Consider the following 18,194-nt stretch of genomic DNA (forward strand, 5'->3'; position numbering starts at 1 on the left):
AGCCGGTTCGCCCAGACTAGCGAGCTAGCGATTCCGCCGCCTGGTGAATCGCCTTGCGGATGCGCGGAAAGGTGCCGCACCGGCAGGCAATCGCCTTCATGGCTTCGTTGATCTGGTTGTCGTCGGGGCGCGGGCAGCGCATGAGCAGGGCAGTGGCGGCGATCAGCTGTGCGCTCTGGCAATAGCCGCACTGCACGACGTCGACGGCAATCCACGCGTCCTTCAGTGCGCGCGCTTCGACGCCGTTCAGCCCTTCGACGGTCGTGATGCGCGCGCCGTTCAGCGTACCGACCGGGAGCTGGCATGCAGGCACGGCCCGGTCGTCAAGCAGCACCGTGCATGCACCGCAGACCCCGACGCCACAGCCGAACTTCGTGCCGGTCAGCTTGCGTTCGCAGCGAATCACCCAGAGCAGCGGGGTGGCGGGCTCGGAATCGACGTGAGCGGTTTCCCCGTTGATACGGACTGACACCATCGGTCATCTCCTTGGTCGGGTGGGCTCGGCGTGACGAACGGCAGCGTGCGATGACGCACGCCCGTGAGCGAATACAGCGCATTCGCCACGGCCGCCGCGATCGGCGGCGTGCCCGCTTCGCCGACGCCGTGCGGCTCGGTCCCGCCTGCCACGACTTGCGTGACGATCTCGGGACACGTCTCCATGTTGACGAGCGGATAGCTGTCGAAATAATGCTGCGCGACCTGCCCGTTCTCGATCGTGATCGCCTGCTCGAGCGCGGCCGACAACCCGAAGATGATCCCGCTTTCCATCTGCTGCTCGACCAGGTTCGGATTCACGGCCAGCCCGCAGTCGATCACGCAGACCACGCGCGTCACGCGAAAGCCGTCACTTTCCTGCCGGACTTCGGCGACTTGCGCGACCACGCTACCGAACGACTCATGCATCGCCACGCCGCGTGCGCGCCGCGCGCCCGTCTTGTCACGCCATGCCAGCGGCGAACGCCAGCCGGACAGCGCGACGAGCGCGCGCAACACGGCCGCATGGCGCTGGTGCGCCGGCTGCTTGAGCATGTCGAGGCGAAACTGGATCGGGTCTTTCCGTGCCAGCACGGCCATCTCGTCGATGAAGCTCTCGACAAAGAATGCCTGATGCGAGTGCCCGACGGAGCGCCAGTAGCCAACCGGAACCGGGAGCGTCACCGTATTGTGCTGGACGAGTATGTTCTCGCATTCGTAGGGCAGGTCGAATGCGCCTTCCGCCGTGGTGGCGTCGGGCAACCATTTCGCGGCGAGGCTCGGCATGCCGAACGTGCGAGGCATCGCCTGCGCGCTGATCGACTGGCTCGCCGACACGCCTTTCCATGCGACCAGCCTGCCGCTCGCATCGATAGCGCCGCTGTATCTCGCCACGCAAGCCGGGCGGTAGAAGTCGTGCGTCATGTCCTGCGGGCGCGACCAGATCGTCTGCACGGGCCTTCCCTTCGCATGAAGCGCGATCGCGGCGGCCTGCGTGATGAAGTCGACCTCGAGCCGCCGGCCGAATGCGCCGCCGATCAATTGCTGATTCACGGCCACCTTGTCTTCGTCCAGGCCCAGCAGCGCGGCGACTGCCTTGCGTGCCACCATGGGGGCCTGCGTGCCGCACCAGATCGTTGCCGATTCGTCCTCGACCAGCACCGTGCAATTCATCGGCTCCAGCGGCCCGTGAGCCAGGTAGGGCACTTCGTACTGCGCGACCAGCGGCTTCGCGTGGCTCAGCGCGGCATCGGCGTCGCCGGCGGCGTAGAACACGTGGCGGCCCTCATCGTCGTCGAGGGCGTGCGTCAACGCCGTGCGGACACCTGCGGTATTCACGCCGGCAGCCGGCCCGTGATCCCACGTGACCGACAACTGGCACGACGTCCGCATCGCGATGAAGGGATTGTCGGCAATGACGGCAACGCCGCCCGTTCCGCCGTTGTATGGCTCGATCCTGAAGATGCCGGTCACGCCCTTCCGGCTGGCAACGCCGGACGGGTTGAAATCCAGCGCCTTTCCGCCAAGTGTCGGACACATCGTGACGCTCGCGTACAGGAGCTTGTCCGGAAGCACGTCGATGCCATAGCGCGCGCTGCCGTCGAGTTTCGAGTGCGCCTCGATGCGACCCAATCGTTTCCCGACCAGCGTGAACGTCTTCGGGTCCTTCAGGTCGACGTGTGTCGGGCGCGGCACGTCCCGCGCGAGCTGGACAAGTGCGCCGTACGTCGCCGAGCGTCCCGAACGATGCAGCACCATGCCGGCCTTCGTCTCGCATTCCGCGACGGGCACCTGCCAAAGCTTCGCCGCAGCGCTGCACAACATGATGCGGGCCGTGGCGCCGGCCTCGCGCATGGGCCCCCACAGATCGATCATGCTCGTCGATCCTCCCGTGACCATCGAACCCAGATAGCGTGCTCCATGGCGCACCAGCGCCGCTGCGCCGCGGGCGAGCAGGCTGTCATCATCGGGGCGAAACGGCAGGCCGTCGGCCAGCGATTCACGGTCCTTGTAGATCGTGTCGAGCGGAGACATGACGATGCGGACCCGCGACCAGTCTGCATCGAGCTCTTCCGCCAGCAACATGGCCGCGCCGGTATGTATCCCCTGGCCCATTTCGGATTTGCTCATGACGATCGTCACGTCGTTAGCGGAACTGATCATCACCCAACCGTTCAGCGGCACATCGACACGAGACATCTCCAGCTGTGCGGGTATCCCCAGCCGGTCGTCGGGACGCCACCATGCCCAGCCGATCACCAGCATCCCCGCCGCGCCCGCACTGCCCAACAGGAAGGTTCTGCGCTTCACCATGATGTGGCCGCCGACATGCGTTGATCGAGTCACCGCGCATCCAGCGCATCACGCTGCGCGTCTCGACAATTCAATGTTTCAAACACAATCCGTCATTTCATTGCTGCTGCAATCACCTATATTAGTCACTGATATCGGCAACTGAGAACCTGAATGTGATATCGGTTTGAAACAAGCGCTGAAGACGCTGCCTGCCGCGGCCGGATGAATATGCGTGGCTGCCGGGGCGCGAAGCGCGTCGTGCCAACCGCTTCGAACGCACCGCCAACCGGAGGTCGTTGATGCTTGTCGATGAGGTTCACGCGTTGCTGCTTGACCTTCCGGCTCCGTGGCGAGAAGCGTTCAAACGTCACGGTCTTGACCTGGCCGGTTCGGGCACGCCCGAGGAGACGGCGAATCGACTGGGCCGGCCGCTGCCGATCGACTGGGACGATCCCCGCATTCACGATCTCTGCGCGAACACCACGCGCGCGATCGAGCCCGGCGACCCCGCGCGCAGCCTGATCTATCACATGCTGGCACTGTCCGAGTGCCCGTCGCCGGATGCCGGCGTACGTCTCGAAGCGCTCGATTTGCTGGAGAACTACATCGCTTCGCTGGCGCCGTTGCCACCCGACTGGCAGACGCTGGACGTCGCGGTGCTGGCATATCAGTACCGGCCGGCGCGCCGTACGGGACATCAGCAGCATGCGGATCTCGTGTTCTCGCGGCTCGGCATCGCACGCAACGGCGACACCGACGCATGCTACGAAGAGCAGACCCGAAGCTTCGTGCCGCACGTGCGGGACGCGATCGAGCATGTCCGCGTGATGCCGGCGCGCTATGGCGCGTTTCTCGTCCGTCGGGTCACCGGTTCCGACAGGCTCGCACTGATCGAGGGCAGGCGAGCGGGCGACCATCAGCGAACCTTCGTCGAGCCCGTGCGCAAGCTGTTTCCCGATGAGTGCGTGCCCGGACGCCGGTTGACGTTGGAATATGGCCACCGCCATGTCAGCGAGAAATTGAAGCGGGCCGCCGAGGCGCGCTGGGGCGTGCAGCCGTCGCCATCAGGCGATCTGTGTGGCGCGCCGTATGCGATCAGTTGCCAGGATCCCGGCACCGTCACGCCTGCCGGCCCGACCGCGTCGTCAGTGGCCCTGAAGCGCTCGGGCGCAGGCGTGCTGTTGATGCCGGCCGCGCGGCCCCTGATCGAGCCCATGACCTCGGCCAACTTCGGGGTACACGGCTTTGGCGTGCCGGCTCAATGGTGGCTGGTACCGCTCGCCAATCGGCGCTTCACGACGATGAGAATCATCACGAACCTGTGGAAGCTGGTGCTGGCCGCCATCGACGAGGTGCGGCAGCAATATTTTCCGCATTTCGCGCCCGGGTGGCTGCAATTTCCCGAACCCCGCAATGCACCGGAGTTCATCAACATCCGGCACAAGGCGCATGAGGACGGTACCTATACGGATATGCGCGCACATCCCGTCGACCGGCAGGCATTTCTCGGAGAGGTCGGCAAAGGCGGCTACCGCGCGCAGTTGTTTCTCGATCACTGCTCCGAAGGGGTCGTGACGATCCGTATCGCCGAGCTGGCGGAACGCGCCGTGCTCCCGGCCTATTCGGTCGTTGCCGCGCCGGATTTCTATCCGTACGCCGACCAGGCGGAACTGCAGCGCTGGTTCAAGGACCGGCGGATCGATCCGAAGTCGCAGTTCAGGAGCGGCTCGCCGATATCGCTCAGCGCCGAGCGACTCCCGGCCAATCCCGGCCACATCGATCCATTCAGCAACACGCAGGCGTTTTCGCCGCGTGACCGGACGGTCGCCGTCGCGTTCAGCCTGGCGGCACGCGCAACGCGCCGGAAGGACAGGGACGTGCATACGCCACGCATGACTTCGTTTCTGTCGGACGCGTCTTCGGGTGTCTTTGCGCCCGGCTGGGACGTCACCTATGCGGGCAACCGGCGGGGCATCTTCCTCGCGACCTTCGGGTTGGGCAGCCCGTTCGCCGAGGACATCAAGCTGTGCGCGGCCTCCAACAGCTTCTGGCCCGCCGTGAGTCCCGATGCGTCCAGGACCTTCAATCGGACCGACGCGCCGACCGCCATTCCCATGCTCGACCGCGAACTCGGGTTGCATCCGTGCCATCCGCTGGTCGCGCGTGGCGACGAGTCGAATACGCGGCGCGGATGGGACGGTGAATACGGCCCGTACCTGACGCCCGACGGCAGCGTGGATTACGCGGACATCGAGCGCTCGGACTACGTCGCCAACGCATTGCACGGCGAGGTGCTGTACGGCGCATTCGAGCACGTCGACTCGGCCGAGCTGATTCGTCGGATCAGTGCGTTGCGCCATGCCGTCGCTGCATGCGACAACGGACAAACACCTTCGCATACGAAGCTGTGGCTGGTATCCGCACGGGAACTCGGCGACTCGCCGGGTATTGCCGGGCGCTATCGCTTTCTTTTTGTGCTTCCTGCTGCTGATGCCGCGGCGCCGACACAGCACACGCCGGGACGATTGCGCGTGCGCTACGGGGAGGCGATCCGTTGCGATGCGACCGACGCTCGGGTGATCGGGCCGGTGCTGCGCCGCGCACCGGGGCCCGACGCGCTCGGCCTTTACTGAGTGATGGCGATGGATGCGTGTGACGTGCTCGTCGTCGGCGACGGGCCTGCCGGATGCGCTGCTGCGATCGCTGCGGCGAGAGCGGGCGGCAACGTGTGGATGCTGGGCCGCGGGCGTTCGCGTACGGCGCCGGAATGCGTGTCCGGCGCCGCGCTCACGTTGCTCGATCGACTGGCGCCGAGGTTGGCCCGGCAACCGCATACATGGCTCGATGGTCGCGCCGATCCGCAGCAGGGGCGTGCAGTCATCCGCAGCCGCCTCGACGACGGCTTGCGTGCCGAGGCGCTGACCGCAGGCGTTCGCTATTCGCGTGCGCCCGCCGGCGGACTTGCCGCCCGTGTCGAACACGGAGCGGTCACGGGCATCACGCACGGTGACAGCGAGGTCGGCGCAAGCATCGTGATCGATGCGACCGGCATCAACGGCTGGTTGCATCGCGCGATTCGGCTCGATGTGGCAACCGACTCTTCGCCGTTCTGGCTTCGCCGCGGCTACGCGCGCGGGCATGGGGCGCACCCCGGCACATACTGGACGATCGCGCATGGCGGCTGGCTATGGATGAAAGCAACTTCCACGTTTCGAATCTGGACGTCGCTATCGACGCTGCGCGATGGCGATATCGCGTGGCCAATCGACACGATGCCCGTCGGACCGGTGTGGCGCGAGTGCAGGCGCTGGCAGTGCGTGCACCAGACCGCGGGACCCGGCTATATCGTGTGCGGCGACGCGGCGGGTTATCTCGATCCCGCGACCGGCGATGGTCTGCGTTTTGCCCTCGCTTCCGGCCTGCGCGCGGGCGCAATGGCCATCGAGGTTTCACGTCATCCGGATCGGGCGGGCTTGCTGGCCGCGCTGTACCGCGACTGGGTGACGCAAAGCTACGAGTACAACAGAGCCGTGTTGGCGCAGAGTTATACGCGAGCGGGGCTGGATATCGGATGGCACGACGCAGCTCGTCGATCGGACTGCCTGCCGCTCGGCAGTTGATACACCGGTCATGCAAAAAAGCCCGCCAGGAGACGGAACCTGGCGGGCTTGAAACACCGCGAGGACGAACCCGCGGCGGCCTGGAGAACATCGGTGGTGCGGTACGACACTATCGAATACGGCTACCCCTGAGAGGAAGCATGGCGAAACTTACAGACCCAGCTTGGCGATGACCTGGCCGCCAAGGTTGTTGATCGAGTTGGTCACGCTGGTGAGATCCTGGTGGGTCGATGCATCGACTTGAGTAACCGGAGCCGTGATGGTGTTGGGGCTGGCGAACGAGAATCCACTGCCGGTAGCGATGTTGTTGATACCGGCGTTCTGGAACACGCTACCACCGCTGACGGAAGCCATTTCCTTGCGGCTGAGTTCGTGGGCGCGGGACAGGTCGTTGATCATCAGTGCGGACATGGTAAATCTCCTTGGGTTTGCTGCGGTCTGGAAGAGAGCACGTTTCGTTGCGCTCGCAGCTACAAATGCACGGGGCGTGCCAGCCTCGACGCGTGCGTGCTGGCGACTGACCCAACCTCATGAAAACAAAAGAAATTCAATCTGCGTGACGCCGCTTCACCGGGTTCGTCGAGCAGGATCGAAGCACGACGATGTCGGGTTCTTCCAAACAATTTCCGTGGCTGCTGTCTTGTCTCGGCCAACATGAAATGAAGCGTGGCGCTTGCGATTCGCGTCGACGGTATCCATGTGCGGCAGCAGCGATGCAGGCGCGCCTGCGCGAAAATTTGCCAACGCGCAAGCGATCCGACGGGCGGATGCAACCCGTATCGATGCGAGGATCGGGAATCATGTGATTCGGATAGCTGAATTTTCTGAGAATCGGTAGAACGGCGGGACGTAGCGGGAATACCGCGTCGATGGTCAACGACGCATCGACGCGCCACGCAGTTCGATGACTGGCGCCGCGTGCAGGGGAGGGAGGATGAAAAGTGCGTCGGGATCAGCACGGCCGCAGGTGGGGGAACAAGCGGTGCTGATGACGTCAGCGAATCGGCTTGTTCATGCCGGCTTCGTTCTCGTCATGCAAGGAAGCCCGCCAAGCGATACGGCCTGGCGGGCTTTGAACGTCGCGAGGACAACCCCGCGGCGGACTGGAGAACGTCGGTAGTTCGGTACAACGCGATCGAACACTGCTGCCGCTGCGAGAAAGCAGGGTGAAGCTTACAGGCCGAGCTTCCCGACAACCAGGCCGCCAAGGTTGTTGATCGAGTTGGTCACGCTGGTGAGATCCAGGTGGGTCGATGCATCGACCTGGGTAACCGGGGCCGTGATGGTGTTCGGGCTGGCGAACGAGAATCCGCTGCCGGTCGTGATGTTGTTGATGCCGAGGTTCTGGAACACGCTACCACCGCTGACGGAAGCCATTTCCTTGCGGCTGAGTTCGTGGGCGCGGGACAGGTCGTTGATCATCAGTGCGGACATGATAAATCTCCTTGAGTTTGCTGCGGTTTGGAAGAGAGCACTTTTCGTTGCGCTCGCTGCTACAAACGCATAGGACGTGCCAACCGCGAATCACGTGCGCACGACGAGCCTTAAACACATGAAAACAAAGGAAATTCTGTACGGCTTTCGACGTTTCGCCGGTTTCGTCGGGCAAGATCGGGAAACGACGATGTCGGGTTTCTCCAAACAATTTCGCTAGCGGCTGTTTCACTTGATCCAACACGACAGCGGCCGGACGGGCCACATCGACTTCGCCGCGGTTGGCATCGCGATGCCTTCGCGGACGAGAGGATTCTTCAGGGGTTTCGCATCGGAACTGTGACGCACCTGCGTCAGGAGATCGTCGTCATGAGCGCGATTGAATACGATGTCATCGTTGTCGGGAGCGGCTTCGGCGGAGCGGTGGCGGCCTGCCGCCTCGCGGAAGCGGGAAGAAGGGTGCTGGTGCTGGAGCGTGGTCGCCGCTGGACGCCGGACACGTATCCGCGTGACGAGGCCGACCCGTGGCTGTGGAGTCAGCGGAACCCGCAACGATTCCATGGCTGGGCCGACCTGCGCGTATTTTCCAACATGTCGGTGGTGGCCGCCGCGGGCGTGGGCGGCGGGTCGCTGATCTACGCCAACGTCTCGGTCGAGGCCAGACCCGACGCCTTCGACCACGGCTGGCCACCGGAGATCACGTACGAGGCGCTCGAGCCTTTTTATCAGCGCGTGGGCTGGATGCTGTCGGTCCAGGAGGTGCCCGACAACCAGATCAGCGAACGCACCCGCTTGTTGCGCGACGCTGCCGACGCCTGCGGGTGGGGCGACCGGTATCGCAAGTTGCCGCTCGCCGTGTCGTTTTCGCCGACCTACGATCCGTCCTTGCCCGGCGCGCGCGACGACCGGCATTCGGTCAGGCACGTCAACGTGCATGGCGTACCGCAGGGCACGTGCGTCCACTGTGGCAATTGCGACATTGGATGCCAGGTGTCGGCGAAGAACACGCTCGACCTCAACTATCTGGCTGTGGCCGAGCGCCGTGGCGCAAAAATCCTGCCGTTGCACGTCGTGCAGAAGCTCGAGCCGCTGGGCCAGGGATGGCGCGTGCATTTCAACGTCATCGATCCCGCCGCCGGAAGCTTCATGCCCGGCACCGCGACGGCGGCCACAGTGATCGTCAGCGCCGGATCGATCGGCAGTACCGAGTTGCTGCTCCGCTGTCGCGACGAGCATCGCACGCTGCCGAATCTATCGCCGAGGCTCGGCTGGGGCTGGGCTTTCAACGGTGATTTCGTCACGCCGGCCTTCTACAGGCACCGGAAGATCTCGCCATCGCACGGCGTCACCATTTCCGCCGCGATCGATCTTCTCGACCGGACTGACGACGATGGTGAGCCGCTGTTCGTCGAGGACGGCGGCGTGCCCAATCTTGCACATGATTTCGTGCGTCGCCATCTGCAGCGCTCGCACGGCGGGGTGATGCGCACGTTCTGGCGAGCCTTCGCGCGCCATTTCGATTGCGATGACCCGGTCGAGAACATGATGCCCTGGTTCGGCCAGGCGATCGATCCGGGTGACGGGCGCATGCGTCTCGGGCGCTGCTGGTTTGCGCCATGGCGTCGCGAGTTGCGGCTCGACTGGTCGTACACGCGATCCGAGGCGATTGTCGAGGCGATGGTCGATACGCACCGGCGCCTGTCGACCGTGACGGGCGGCGCCCCCTTCGTCCCGCCGACGTGGAGCGACTTCCACAAGCTGATCACGCCGCATCCGCTCGGTGGTTGCAACATGGGGCTCACGCGCGCGGATGGCGTGGTGAATGCGGACGGAAAAGTATTCGGGTACGACGGGCTCTACGTGATGGACGGTGCGACGATTCCGCGTGCGCTTGGGTTGAATCCGTCACGCACGATCGCCGCGTTGGCCGAGCGCAATGTCGCCGTGTTGCTTGGCCGGGGGGCGGTGTAGGTGTGCCGGGATCGGCGATGGTTGGCAGGCAATACCCACGAAAGGGGCAATGAAGCCCTTAAGGCAGGGGCTACCATCGCCGGTGGCGTCAGCGTCGTACACGGACGCGCTCCGGGTTTCCTGGACAGGTTGGCGTATGAAGCCTTCCAGGCAGTGACGCACCAGAATTAGGATCAACCCATCGGAACCGGCCACTTATTACGCGTCTTTCAGCCAGGGCATTTCAACGGGCGACACGACCAGTTGCCGGAATTCGCGTTTCAGATCGAAGATGAACCCGACCAGGATCATGGAGTCGGCGTAAGGAATCGGAAAGACATTCGGATTTTCCGGAGTACGCAGGGGGCGCTCGGGGGTGTCCGCTGCCGCCGCGGCGTTCTCGCGAATGCTTTCCAGTTCGTCGGCCATGGCCGGACCGCTGATTTTCAACACACGGCTACGCAGCTCGCTCAACGGCTCGATGCGCGCAGCGTCTTCGTGGTATTCGGGCACTTCGTAAACGAACCAGGACATTTTCGTCTCCTATGAGAAGGGGCGATATTCTAACGCTGCGCGAGGATCCAACGAAAAAGGTAGAAGCTCGGTTCTACGGAAGTTGAAGATATGGGAGCTCTGAGCGCGTCGCGAGCGATATCTGACTGCGGCCGTGGCCGTGGCCGGCAAGCCTCCCAAAGGCAAATTATCTCGGTGCAGCCGGAAATCGACGAGAGCGTTTGGCGCGAAGTAGAAATTTTAGCCCGACCCTATTTTGTCGATAATTTAGCTTATGTCAAATATCAAATTGCAACTAGCAGCGCGGCAGATTCCGGTGGCCATTATGACGCCCCTCTGCCAATTAACAGAGTCGGCGTCGTCTCTCGCTAATTTGGCGTCTTGAGTCAATGGCGGTGTTCGACGAATCAGCGCGTCATCATGGGCTCTCACCGAGCCGTGCGCGTCGCCCGTAGAACGACACGATGCGCTATACCGGAACACGCGCCGTCGCCTCCGCCCGCGTCGCCAGATCGGCATCGGCCGGCGGTGCGATCAGGGCCGCCAGCGTGTCGTGATCGATCGACTCCTGTTCCAGCAAACATCGTGCAATCCGCTCGAGCGCGTCACGCTGCTTGCCGAGCGTCGACGCGACGCGCGCATGCGCATCGGCGAGCAGCGCGCGCACCTCGTCGTCGATCATCTGCGCCGTATGTTCGCTGCAACGCCCGTTACCCGGCATCCACAAGCCCGGCGGGCCGGCCTGTGGCGTGCCGTCGTCGAACGTCGACAGGCCGATCTTTTCGCTCATCCCGTACTGCATGATCATGTGGCGCACCATTGCGGTCGCACGCTCGAGATCGTTCTGCGCGCCCGTCGACACATCGCCGAACACGAGTTCTTCCGCGACGCGGCCACCGAGCAGCACGTCGAGTCGGTCGAGCAGCTCGCTCCTGCGCAGCACGTAGCGGTCCTCGGTCGGCACCTGCTGCGTATAGCCGAGCGTCGCGACGCCGCGCGGAATGATGGATACCTTCTTCACGGGATCGCAGTGCGCGCGGCTTTGCGCCACGAGCGCATGCCCGGATTCGTGATACGCGATGATCCGCTTCTCCTGCTCGTTCATCACGCGGCTCTTGCGTTCGATGCCGGTCATCGCGCGGTCGATCGCCTCGTCGAAATCGGCCATGCCGATCGCCGGCTTGCCGAGTTCGGCCGCGTGCAGCGCGGCCTCGTTGACCACGTTCGCGAGATCCGCGCCGACGAAACCGGGCGTGCGCGACGCCAGTTCGGCGAGATCGACCTCCGGTGCAAGCTTCACGCGTTTCGTATGCACGGCGAGGATCTGTTTTCGTCCGGTCAGGTCCGGCCGGTCGATCGCGATGTGACGGTCGAAGCGGCCCGGCCGCAGCAGCGCCGGGTCGAGGATCTCGGGCCGGTTGGTCGCGGCCATGATGATCACGCCGGAATTCGCCTGGAAGCCGTCCATCTCGACGAGCAGCTGGTTCAGCGTCTGCTCGCGCTCGTCGTTCCCCGACATCGCGCCGACGCCGCGTACCTTGCCGAGCGCATCGAGTTCGTCGATGAACACGATGCACGGCGCCTTCTGCTGCGCCTGTGCGAACAGATCGCGCACGCGCGCGGCGCCAACGCCGACGAACATCTCGACGAACGCCGAGCCGCTGATCGAAAAGAACGGCACAGCCGCCTCGCCGGCCACCGCGCGCGCCAGCAGCGTCTTGCCGGTTCCAGGCGATCCGACGATCAAGACTCCCTTCGGGATCTTGCCGCCGAGCCGCTGATAGCGTTCGGGTTCACGCAGGAACGCGACGATCTGCTGCAGTTCGGCCTTCGCCTCGTCGATGCCTGCGATATCGTCGAACGTGATGCCCGTTTCCTGTTGCACGTAGACCCGGGCCTGACTCTTGCCCATGCCGCTCAGGTCCCGCACCCCGCCCGGCCTGCGCATCATGATGTTCCAGATCAACACGAAGGCGATCACGGGCAGTGCCCATGACACGAGCGTACCGATCCAGCCGGCCTCCGGCATGCCGCGGTAGCGAATGCCGGAAGCCGTCAATGCGTCGACCAGATGGTCGTCGGTCACGCGATGGGTTGTGAAGCGCCATGGCGGTCCGGCTTTTTTCACCGCGACGGCATCCGCTGCCGGCAGCATCGCCCCGGCCTCCGGCATGCGCAACGCGCCGGAAACCGACGACTGGTCGATCTCCAGATCGTCGACGAGCTTCGCTTCGACGAGCCGGTGGAAATCGCTGTAGCCGATCGACGTCGTCGGCTGACGCGACATCAGCAGTTGGGCCGCGACCAGCGCGACGAAGCCGATCACGATCACCAGCCCGGGGTAGTCGATGGGGCGTTTCATCGCATGGAGCCGGAGGATTAACGCGGAGAACCGCGCGGGTCAGGCGACGGTCAACTGATCGACGACTTCCCGGACGCCCTTGACCGACCATGCCGCGCCGCACACGGCGCGACGCTCCGCCAGCGACGCGACCTTGCCCGTCAGCGTGACGGTGCCGTCGATCGCGTCGACCGAAATGGCCGCGGATTCGCGCCGCGCGCGTCGCGCAAGTGCTTCGGCGATCCGGGCGCCGACGTCGGGCACCGTATGGTCGGCGCGCACCTGGATGCGATTCGCGACACCCACGACGCCGATCATCCGGCTCACCAGCCGCTCCGCCGCGTGGCGTTGATACGCATGATCCACTTCGCCGTCGAGCGTCACGCAGCCGTGATCGACCTCGACCTGGATCGCCAGATCGCGCAGCGCTTCCTGCCAGCCGAGCGCGAAGGTGATCGCGATGGCCAGTTCGCGATCCGCACAGGCGGCCTGGGACGACTTTTCAACGTCCAGTTCGAGCACCAGCGCGCGTGCGCCCTCGACATGCTGCGCGATCTTCTGCGCTTCGAGTTTCTGGGCCCAGCCGGCCACCGTGCCGCGCAACGTGACGATGCGGTCGCGCACCTCGACGTCGATCCGCCTCGCATCGATCGCCGGATTCCAGAAAAGCGCCTGCTCGACATCCTGCTTCAGCGCTGCATCGGATTTCATGTCGGTCTCCCGTCGGTCATGACGACAGCCAGTCTTGCCGTCGCACGCATGCCGTTCCCGATCAGCATCGCTCAGCGCGGTGCCGGCGGCTTGACGAGGATCAACCGGCGACGGGCTTGCGGAGGGCCGGCCGCCTTTGCGGCGGCCGGATTTGTCCATTGATACAGATCAACCGCGCCGGCGCCTGCGCCGCGATCATGACACCAGACCTTGCGCGAGCCTTGGCGACGTGGCCGGAGGCCGCTTCCCGGGAGACCGTCATGATTCGAAAGCAATACCGGATCGTTCTTGCGACGCTCTGCGTGTTCATCACGCTCGCTTCGCTCGCCGGCGTGGTGCACGCGCTGCTGTTCGACGACGGGCGGATCTTTCGCTATGCGATCGTCACGCTGATCTCGAGCATCCTCGCATTCGTCGCGCTGCTGAATCCCACCGTCCACGACCGGCCGTGACGCTTCCGGCCCCGCGGCATTCGACACCATGAACGGCATCCTCCGGCTCGCCTTCAAGCTGCTCGTCAACGACAGCGCGAAATTCACCGCGCTGACCGTCGGTATCACGTTTTCGGTGCTGCTGATGATCGAGATGACGTCGCTGTTCGCCGGCATCCTGAACAAGTCGTCGGCGGCCGTCATCAACATCGGCGCCAAGATGTGGGTGATGGACCCGGCCGTTCAGACGATCGCGAGCAGCATCGGCATGCCCGACTACGTGCTCGACGCGGTGCGCAGCATCGACGGCGTCAAGTATGCGGTGCCGCTCTACTCCGGCGCGGCGCTCGTCAAGCTGCGCTCCGGCGCTTACCAGGCGGTGACGGTGATCGGCCTCGACGACGCGAGCCTGCTGGGCCGCCCGACGATGCTGAAGGGCCGGATCGAGGACATCTACGCGGAGAACGGCTTCATCGCGATCCAGGATCCGGAGTTTCCCAAGCTCGAGAATCCGTCGATCGGCACCGATTTCGAACTGAACGACCATCGCGGCGTGATCGTCGGCATCGCGAAGGTCACGGCGAGCGGGCTATTCGGCACACCGACGCTCTACACGACCTATGCGCGCGCAATCCAGTACATTCCGTCGCCGCGTTTCACGACGTCCTACATCCTCGTCGAGCCGAAATCGGATGCGGACATCGCACACATCAAGGCGGTCGTCCACTCGCTCGGCTACCTCGCGTACACCCGCGACGAATTCATCGCGCAGATCGCCCGTTTCTACAAATACAAGACGGGCCTCGGCACCAACATCATGCTGATGACGATCATCAGCTTCATCATCGGGCTGTCGATTTCGGGCCAGACCTTCTACGCGTTCATCCTCGAGAACCTGGACAAATTCGGCGCGCTGAAGGCAATCGGCGCGAAGAGCCGCGAACTCGTCGTGATGATCCTGTTCCAGGCGACCTTCACGGCGCTCACCGGCTACGGGATCGGGGTCGGCCTGTGCGTGCTGATGATCAGCCTCGCGAAGCTGCAGATTCCCGACTATGCGGCGCTGGTCACATACGGCAACCTGGCGCTCGCGTTCGGCATGGTGGTCGTGATCGCGACGATCTCGAGCTACCTCGGCGTGCGGCGCGTGCTGCGCATCGAGCCGTTCGACATCTTCCGGGGCTGACGATGACATGCATCGCGATCGACGCGCGCGGCGTCAGCAAGTGGTTCGGCGAAGGCGACGCGCGCACGCAGGCACTGCGCGAGGTGTCGATGCAGGCGCGCTTCGGCGAAATGCTGCTGATCGTCGGGCCGTCCGGCAGCGGCAAGACGACACTGCTCAGCGTGATCTCCGGAATCCTGCGGCCGGAAGGCGGTTCGGTGTCGATCGACGGCGTCGATCTGTGGGCGCAGCCGAACGACGCGATCGCCGATTTCCGGCTGAACCGGATCGGCTTCGTGTTCCAGGACTATCACCTGTTTCCGAAGCTCACGACCGCGGAGAACGTCGCGATCCCGCTGATCCTGAAACGCCGGCCGTGGGATGAAGCCATCAAGGAAGCGCTCGGCTATCTCGACATCGTCGGGCTGAAAAATCGCGCGCAACTGCCGCCCGTCAAGCTGTCCGGCGGCGAACAGCAACGCGTCGCGATCGCGCGGGCGATCGTCAGCCAGCCCGACCTGCTGATTCTCGACGAGCCGACCGCATCGCTCGACGGCGACACCGGGCGCATGATCATCGACTTCGTCAAGCACAAGGTGCTGAACGACACGCGCTGCATCGTGATCGTCACGCACGACGCCCGGATCTTCGAGTACGCGGATCGCATCCTGCGGATGGAAGACGGCAAGCTGAACGGCATCGACCGCGGAGGCGCGCAATGAAGCACAAGTTCGTGTTCGCGGCGGCCCTGCTCGGCTTTCTCGCGAGCATCGGCGCCGCCTGGCTGTACGGCCGCCAGGAACCGCCGCAGCCGCCGGTGTTCAACCCGGCCGCGAATCCGTATGTGCGCGGCGTCTACGCGAACGGCATCGTCGAAAGCGAGCAGCCTGCGGGCGCGAACGTGAACGTGTATCCGGACGTATCGGGCGCCGTGACACGCGTGATGGTGCATGACGGCGACCCGGTGAAGGCTGGCGATCCGCTGCTGACGATCGACGACTCGGTGCAGCGCGCGACCGCCGCGCAGCTCGCCGCGCAGGCCGACGCGGCCGCCGCGCTGCTCGACGAACTGAGGGCGCAACCGCGCCGCGAAGTGCTCGACGTCGCCAGCGCCCAGACGACGGCCGCCCAGGCCAGCCTCAAGCTTGCGCAGGACCAGTACGACAAACAGCGCCACGCCTATGACATCGATCCGAAAGCGGTCAGCCGCGACGCGCTCGACACCGCCGCGAACGGCGTGCGCGTCGCGACCGCGAACCTCGATGTCGTCACGCGTCAGTTTCGCCTGACGAAAGCCGGTGCGTGGCGCTACGACGTGCGCAACCAGGAAGCGCAGGTCGTCGCGCTGCGGCGCGCCGCGGATGCGGCCGCCGCGCTGCTCGCGCGCTACACACTGCGTGCGCCGTCCGACGGCATGGTGCTCGCGATGAACGCGGCAGTGGGCGCCTACCTGACGTCGCAAGGGCTTTACGACACCTACGCGCAGGGCAATTCGCCCGTCATCGTTCTCGGTACGCCGGGCGACCGCCTGCAGGTGCGCTGCTATATCGACGAGATCCTGATCCACCAGTTGCCCGACCTGCACGCGCTGAAGGCGCACATGTTCGTGCGCGGCACGTCGGTCGGGGCCGATCTCCAGTTCGTGCGGGTCCAGCCGTACGTGACGCCGAAGATCGAACTGTCCGACCAGCGCACCGAACGCGTCGACGTACGCGTGCTGCCGGTCATCTTCCGTATCGTGCCGAACAAGGATGTCCGGCTGTTCCCCGGGCAGATCGTCGATGTCTACGTGGCCGGCAAATAAACGGGCGTGGCGCGCAACCGGCGCGCTCGCCGTCGCGGCGCTGCTGGCCGGATGCACGGTCGGGCCCGACTTCGTGCGCCCGCCTGCCCCGCGCGTGTCGCGTTTCATGCCGCCCGACGACGCAGGCGCCGCGGCCGGCACTTGGGCCGGCGGCGGCCAGACGCAGGCGCTGTCGGCCGGCGAACCGCTCACGCGCGACTGGTGGATGCGCTTCGGCAGCCGCGCGATCGACTCGGCCGTGGACGACGCGCTGACCGGCAGCCCGACGCTCGCGGGCGCGCAAGCGACGCTGCAGCGCAGCGAGCACGCGCTGCGGGCCGGCGAAGGGATCTTTTTCCCGCAGGCGGACGCGCAGGCCGGCGCGGCGCGCCAGCGCTCCGCGCCGCTGCGCACCGGACAGACGCTGCCGCCGACGATCTTCAACCTGTTCACGCTGTCCGCGACGGTCAGCTACACCCTCGACCTGTGGGGCGGCGAGCGGCGCCAGGTCGAGGCGCTGGCGGCCGATGTCGATGCGCAACGCCAGGCGCTCGCCGGCGCGTACCTGATGCTGACGGCGAACGTGGTCAATACGATGATCGCGCGCGCCGCGTATCGCGACGAGGCTGCCGCGACGCGCGAAATGATCGGCCTGCTCGACGAGCAGATCCGCCTCACACGCGCGCAGGTGACGGCGGGCGCAACCGCCTATGTCGCGGTGCTGACGCTGGAATCGCAGCGGGCGTCGCTCGAGGCGACGCTGCCCGCGCTCGAACAGAAGCGCGGGCAGGCCGACGACCTGCTCGCCCTGCTGGCGGGCCGCTACCCTGCCGACGGGACGACCGCCGAGGTGTCGCTCGACGCGATCGCGCTACCCGCGAGCCTGCCGGACACGGCGCCGTCGTCGCTGGTGCGGCGCCGGCCGGACATCCTGCAGGCGGAAGCGCAGTTGCATGTCGCCAGCGCGCAGGTCGGCGTCGCGACGGCGGCGCTCTACCCGAACATCACGCTGTCCGCTTCGGGCGGATTCGACAGCATCGTCGCCGGCCAGTTGTTCGCGCCGGCCGGACGCGCATGGAGCGTCGGTGCGGGACTTACCGCGCCGCTGTTTCATGGCGGGACGTTGTGGAACCAGCGGCGCGCCGCACAGGACGCGTATCACGAAGCGGACGCCGCGTATCGGCAGGTCGTGCTGTCGGCGTTTTCGCAAGTCGCCGACACCTTGCGTGCGCTGGCGAACGACGCGGCGGCGCTCGATGCGCAGGCGCGCGCGATGGCGGCGGCCCGCGACGCACTGACGCTCACGCAGGCCGGCTACGACGGCGGCATCACCGGCTACATTCCGCTGCTCGTCGCCGACACGCAATACCATCAGGCGCGCGTCGCGTGGCTGCAGGCCGTTGCCCAGCGGCTGCAGGATACGGTCGCGTTCTACGTCGCGCTCGGCGGCGGCTGGGGTGAAGCGGGCTGACGCGGC

16 protein-coding genes are annotated in these 18,194 nt (G+C 65.3%); 9 read left to right on the forward strand and 7 right to left on the reverse strand.

Annotation, left to right across the window (positions count from 1 at the left end):
- Positions 1–16: 16 nt before the first annotated feature.
- On the reverse strand, positions 17–475 hold the full coding sequence (locus tag BCO18175_RS08800) for a (2Fe-2S)-binding protein (protein WP_174966833.1): 459 nt from the start codon (positions 473–475) through the stop codon (positions 17–19).
- The gene (locus BCO18175_RS08805; RefSeq protein WP_254608003.1) at positions 403–2,604 is read right to left on the reverse strand and encodes a xanthine dehydrogenase family protein molybdopterin-binding subunit; all 2,202 of its coding nucleotides are present in this window, start codon (positions 2,602–2,604) and stop codon (positions 403–405) included. Before BCO18175_RS08805 ends, BCO18175_RS08800 begins: the two co-directional genes overlap by 73 nt.
- Here BCO18175_RS08805 and BCO18175_RS40510 point away from each other — a divergent pair.
- The 3 genes from BCO18175_RS40510 (at position 2,603) to BCO18175_RS08815 (ending at position 6,389) form a co-directional block, all read left to right on the forward strand.
- On the forward strand, positions 2,603–2,932 hold the full coding sequence (locus tag BCO18175_RS40510; protein WP_254608004.1) for a hypothetical protein: 330 nt from the start codon (positions 2,603–2,605) through the stop codon (positions 2,930–2,932). The two genes, BCO18175_RS08805 and BCO18175_RS40510, sit on opposite strands and share 2 nt — an antisense overlap.
- 136 nt (positions 2,933–3,068) lie before the next feature.
- Positions 3,069–5,402: a hypothetical protein gene (locus BCO18175_RS08810; RefSeq protein ID WP_174980278.1), complete on the forward strand. Its 2,334-nt coding sequence runs from the start codon at positions 3,069–3,071 to the stop codon at positions 5,400–5,402.
- A 9-nt stretch (positions 5,403–5,411) separates the two neighbouring features.
- Entirely contained in the window at positions 5,412–6,389 is a 978-nt protein-coding gene (locus tag BCO18175_RS08815) for an NAD(P)/FAD-dependent oxidoreductase (RefSeq protein ID WP_174980279.1), read from the forward strand.
- A 150-nt stretch (positions 6,390–6,539) separates the two neighbouring features.
- On the opposite strand, the gene BCO18175_RS08820 is transcribed toward BCO18175_RS08815, so the two are convergent.
- Both BCO18175_RS08820 and BCO18175_RS08825 read right to left on the reverse strand, forming a co-directional pair.
- Positions 6,540–6,800, reverse strand: a complete 261-nt coding sequence (locus tag BCO18175_RS08820) for a hypothetical protein (RefSeq protein WP_174966829.1) — start codon at positions 6,798–6,800, stop codon at positions 6,540–6,542.
- Between the two features lie 762 nt (positions 6,801–7,562).
- Entirely contained in the window at positions 7,563–7,823 is a 261-nt protein-coding gene (locus tag BCO18175_RS08825) for a hypothetical protein (RefSeq protein WP_174966828.1), read from the reverse strand.
- 369 nt (positions 7,824–8,192) lie between these two features.
- Here BCO18175_RS08825 and BCO18175_RS08830 point away from each other — a divergent pair, with 369 nt between their 5' ends.
- Positions 8,193–9,794, forward strand: a complete 1,602-nt coding sequence (locus tag BCO18175_RS08830; RefSeq protein WP_174980280.1) for a GMC oxidoreductase — start codon at positions 8,193–8,195, stop codon at positions 9,792–9,794.
- 198 nt (positions 9,795–9,992) lie between these two features.
- Here BCO18175_RS08830 and BCO18175_RS08835 read toward each other — a convergent pair whose 3' ends face one another.
- From BCO18175_RS08835 to BCO18175_RS08845, 3 genes are all read right to left on the reverse strand, one after another.
- Complete coding sequence (locus tag BCO18175_RS08835; RefSeq protein WP_174980281.1) at positions 9,993–10,307, reverse strand: helicase; 315 nt, start codon at positions 10,305–10,307, stop codon at positions 9,993–9,995.
- A 448-nt stretch (positions 10,308–10,755) separates the two neighbouring features.
- Entirely contained in the window at positions 10,756–12,648 is a 1,893-nt protein-coding gene (gene ftsH, locus BCO18175_RS08840) for an ATP-dependent zinc metalloprotease FtsH (RefSeq protein ID WP_174980282.1), read from the reverse strand.
- 39 nt (positions 12,649–12,687) lie between these two features.
- A complete protein-coding gene (locus BCO18175_RS08845) occupies positions 12,688–13,338 on the reverse strand; it encodes a BON domain-containing protein (RefSeq protein WP_174949876.1) in 651 nt (216 codons plus the stop codon).
- A 260-nt stretch (positions 13,339–13,598) separates the two neighbouring features.
- Between BCO18175_RS08845 and BCO18175_RS08850 the strand changes: the two genes are divergently transcribed.
- Genes BCO18175_RS08850 through BCO18175_RS08870 form a run of 5 tightly spaced genes read left to right on the forward strand, consistent with a single transcriptional unit; the run spans position 13,599 to position 18,188 of the window.
- The gene (locus BCO18175_RS08850) at positions 13,599–13,790 is read left to right on the forward strand and encodes a DUF2964 family protein (RefSeq protein WP_174949877.1); all 192 of its coding nucleotides are present in this window, start codon (positions 13,599–13,601) and stop codon (positions 13,788–13,790) included.
- A 28-nt stretch (positions 13,791–13,818) separates the two neighbouring features.
- Positions 13,819–14,955, forward strand: coding sequence for an ABC transporter permease (locus BCO18175_RS08855; protein ID WP_174949878.1), 1,137 nt, complete (start codon positions 13,819–13,821; stop codon positions 14,953–14,955).
- Positions 14,952–15,656, forward strand: coding sequence for an ABC transporter ATP-binding protein (locus tag BCO18175_RS08860; protein WP_174980561.1), 705 nt, complete (start codon positions 14,952–14,954; stop codon positions 15,654–15,656). Before BCO18175_RS08855 ends, BCO18175_RS08860 begins: the two co-directional genes overlap by 4 nt.
- Entirely contained in the window at positions 15,653–16,738 is a 1,086-nt protein-coding gene (locus tag BCO18175_RS08865; RefSeq protein ID WP_174949879.1) for an HlyD family secretion protein, read from the forward strand. Before BCO18175_RS08860 ends, BCO18175_RS08865 begins: the two co-directional genes overlap by 4 nt.
- Positions 16,716–18,188 carry an efflux transporter outer membrane subunit gene (locus BCO18175_RS08870; RefSeq protein WP_174980283.1) on the forward strand — a complete coding sequence of 491 codons (1,473 nt, stop codon included), beginning with the start codon at positions 16,716–16,718 and terminating at the stop codon, positions 18,186–18,188. The genes BCO18175_RS08865 and BCO18175_RS08870 overlap by 23 nt, the downstream gene beginning before the upstream one ends.
- Positions 18,189–18,194 lie beyond the last annotated feature (6 nt).

It is taken from the genome of Burkholderia lata (assembly GCF_902499335.1).
In the GTDB taxonomy this organism is placed as follows: domain Bacteria; phylum Pseudomonadota; class Gammaproteobacteria; order Burkholderiales; family Burkholderiaceae; genus Burkholderia; species Burkholderia lata_B.

Bases quoted from the DNA above. Each gene is read 5' to 3' on its own strand.
- BCO18175_RS08800 (WP_174966833.1), bottom strand. From the start codon at position 475: ATGGTGTCAGTCCGTATCAACGGGGAAACCGCTCACGTCGATTCCGAG.
- BCO18175_RS40510 (WP_254608004.1), top strand. From the start codon at position 2,603: ATGACGATCGTCACGTCGTTAGCGGAACTGATCATCACCCAACCGTTC.
- BCO18175_RS08805 (WP_254608003.1), bottom strand. From the start codon at position 2,604: ATGAGCAAATCCGAAATGGGCCAGGGGATACATACCGGCGCGGCCATG.
- BCO18175_RS08810 (WP_174980278.1), top strand. From the start codon at position 3,069: ATGCTTGTCGATGAGGTTCACGCGTTGCTGCTTGACCTTCCGGCTCCG.
- BCO18175_RS08815 (WP_174980279.1), top strand. From the start codon at position 5,412: ATGGATGCGTGTGACGTGCTCGTCGTCGGCGACGGGCCTGCCGGATGC.
- BCO18175_RS08820 (WP_174966829.1), bottom strand. From the start codon at position 6,800: ATGTCCGCACTGATGATCAACGACCTGTCCCGCGCCCACGAACTCAGC.
- BCO18175_RS08825 (WP_174966828.1), bottom strand. From the start codon at position 7,823: ATGTCCGCACTGATGATCAACGACCTGTCCCGCGCCCACGAACTCAGC.
- BCO18175_RS08830 (WP_174980280.1), top strand. From the start codon at position 8,193: ATGAGCGCGATTGAATACGATGTCATCGTTGTCGGGAGCGGCTTCGGC.
- BCO18175_RS08835 (WP_174980281.1), bottom strand. From the start codon at position 10,307: ATGTCCTGGTTCGTTTACGAAGTGCCCGAATACCACGAAGACGCTGCG.
- ftsH (WP_174980282.1), bottom strand. From the start codon at position 12,648: ATGAAACGCCCCATCGACTACCCCGGGCTGGTGATCGTGATCGGCTTC.
- BCO18175_RS08845 (WP_174949876.1), bottom strand. From the start codon at position 13,338: ATGAAATCCGATGCAGCGCTGAAGCAGGATGTCGAGCAGGCGCTTTTC.
- BCO18175_RS08850 (WP_174949877.1), top strand. From the start codon at position 13,599: ATGATTCGAAAGCAATACCGGATCGTTCTTGCGACGCTCTGCGTGTTC.
- BCO18175_RS08855 (WP_174949878.1), top strand. From the start codon at position 13,819: ATGAACGGCATCCTCCGGCTCGCCTTCAAGCTGCTCGTCAACGACAGC.
- BCO18175_RS08865 (WP_174949879.1), top strand. From the start codon at position 15,653: ATGAAGCACAAGTTCGTGTTCGCGGCGGCCCTGCTCGGCTTTCTCGCG.
- BCO18175_RS08870 (WP_174980283.1), top strand. From the start codon at position 16,716: ATGTCTACGTGGCCGGCAAATAAACGGGCGTGGCGCGCAACCGGCGCG.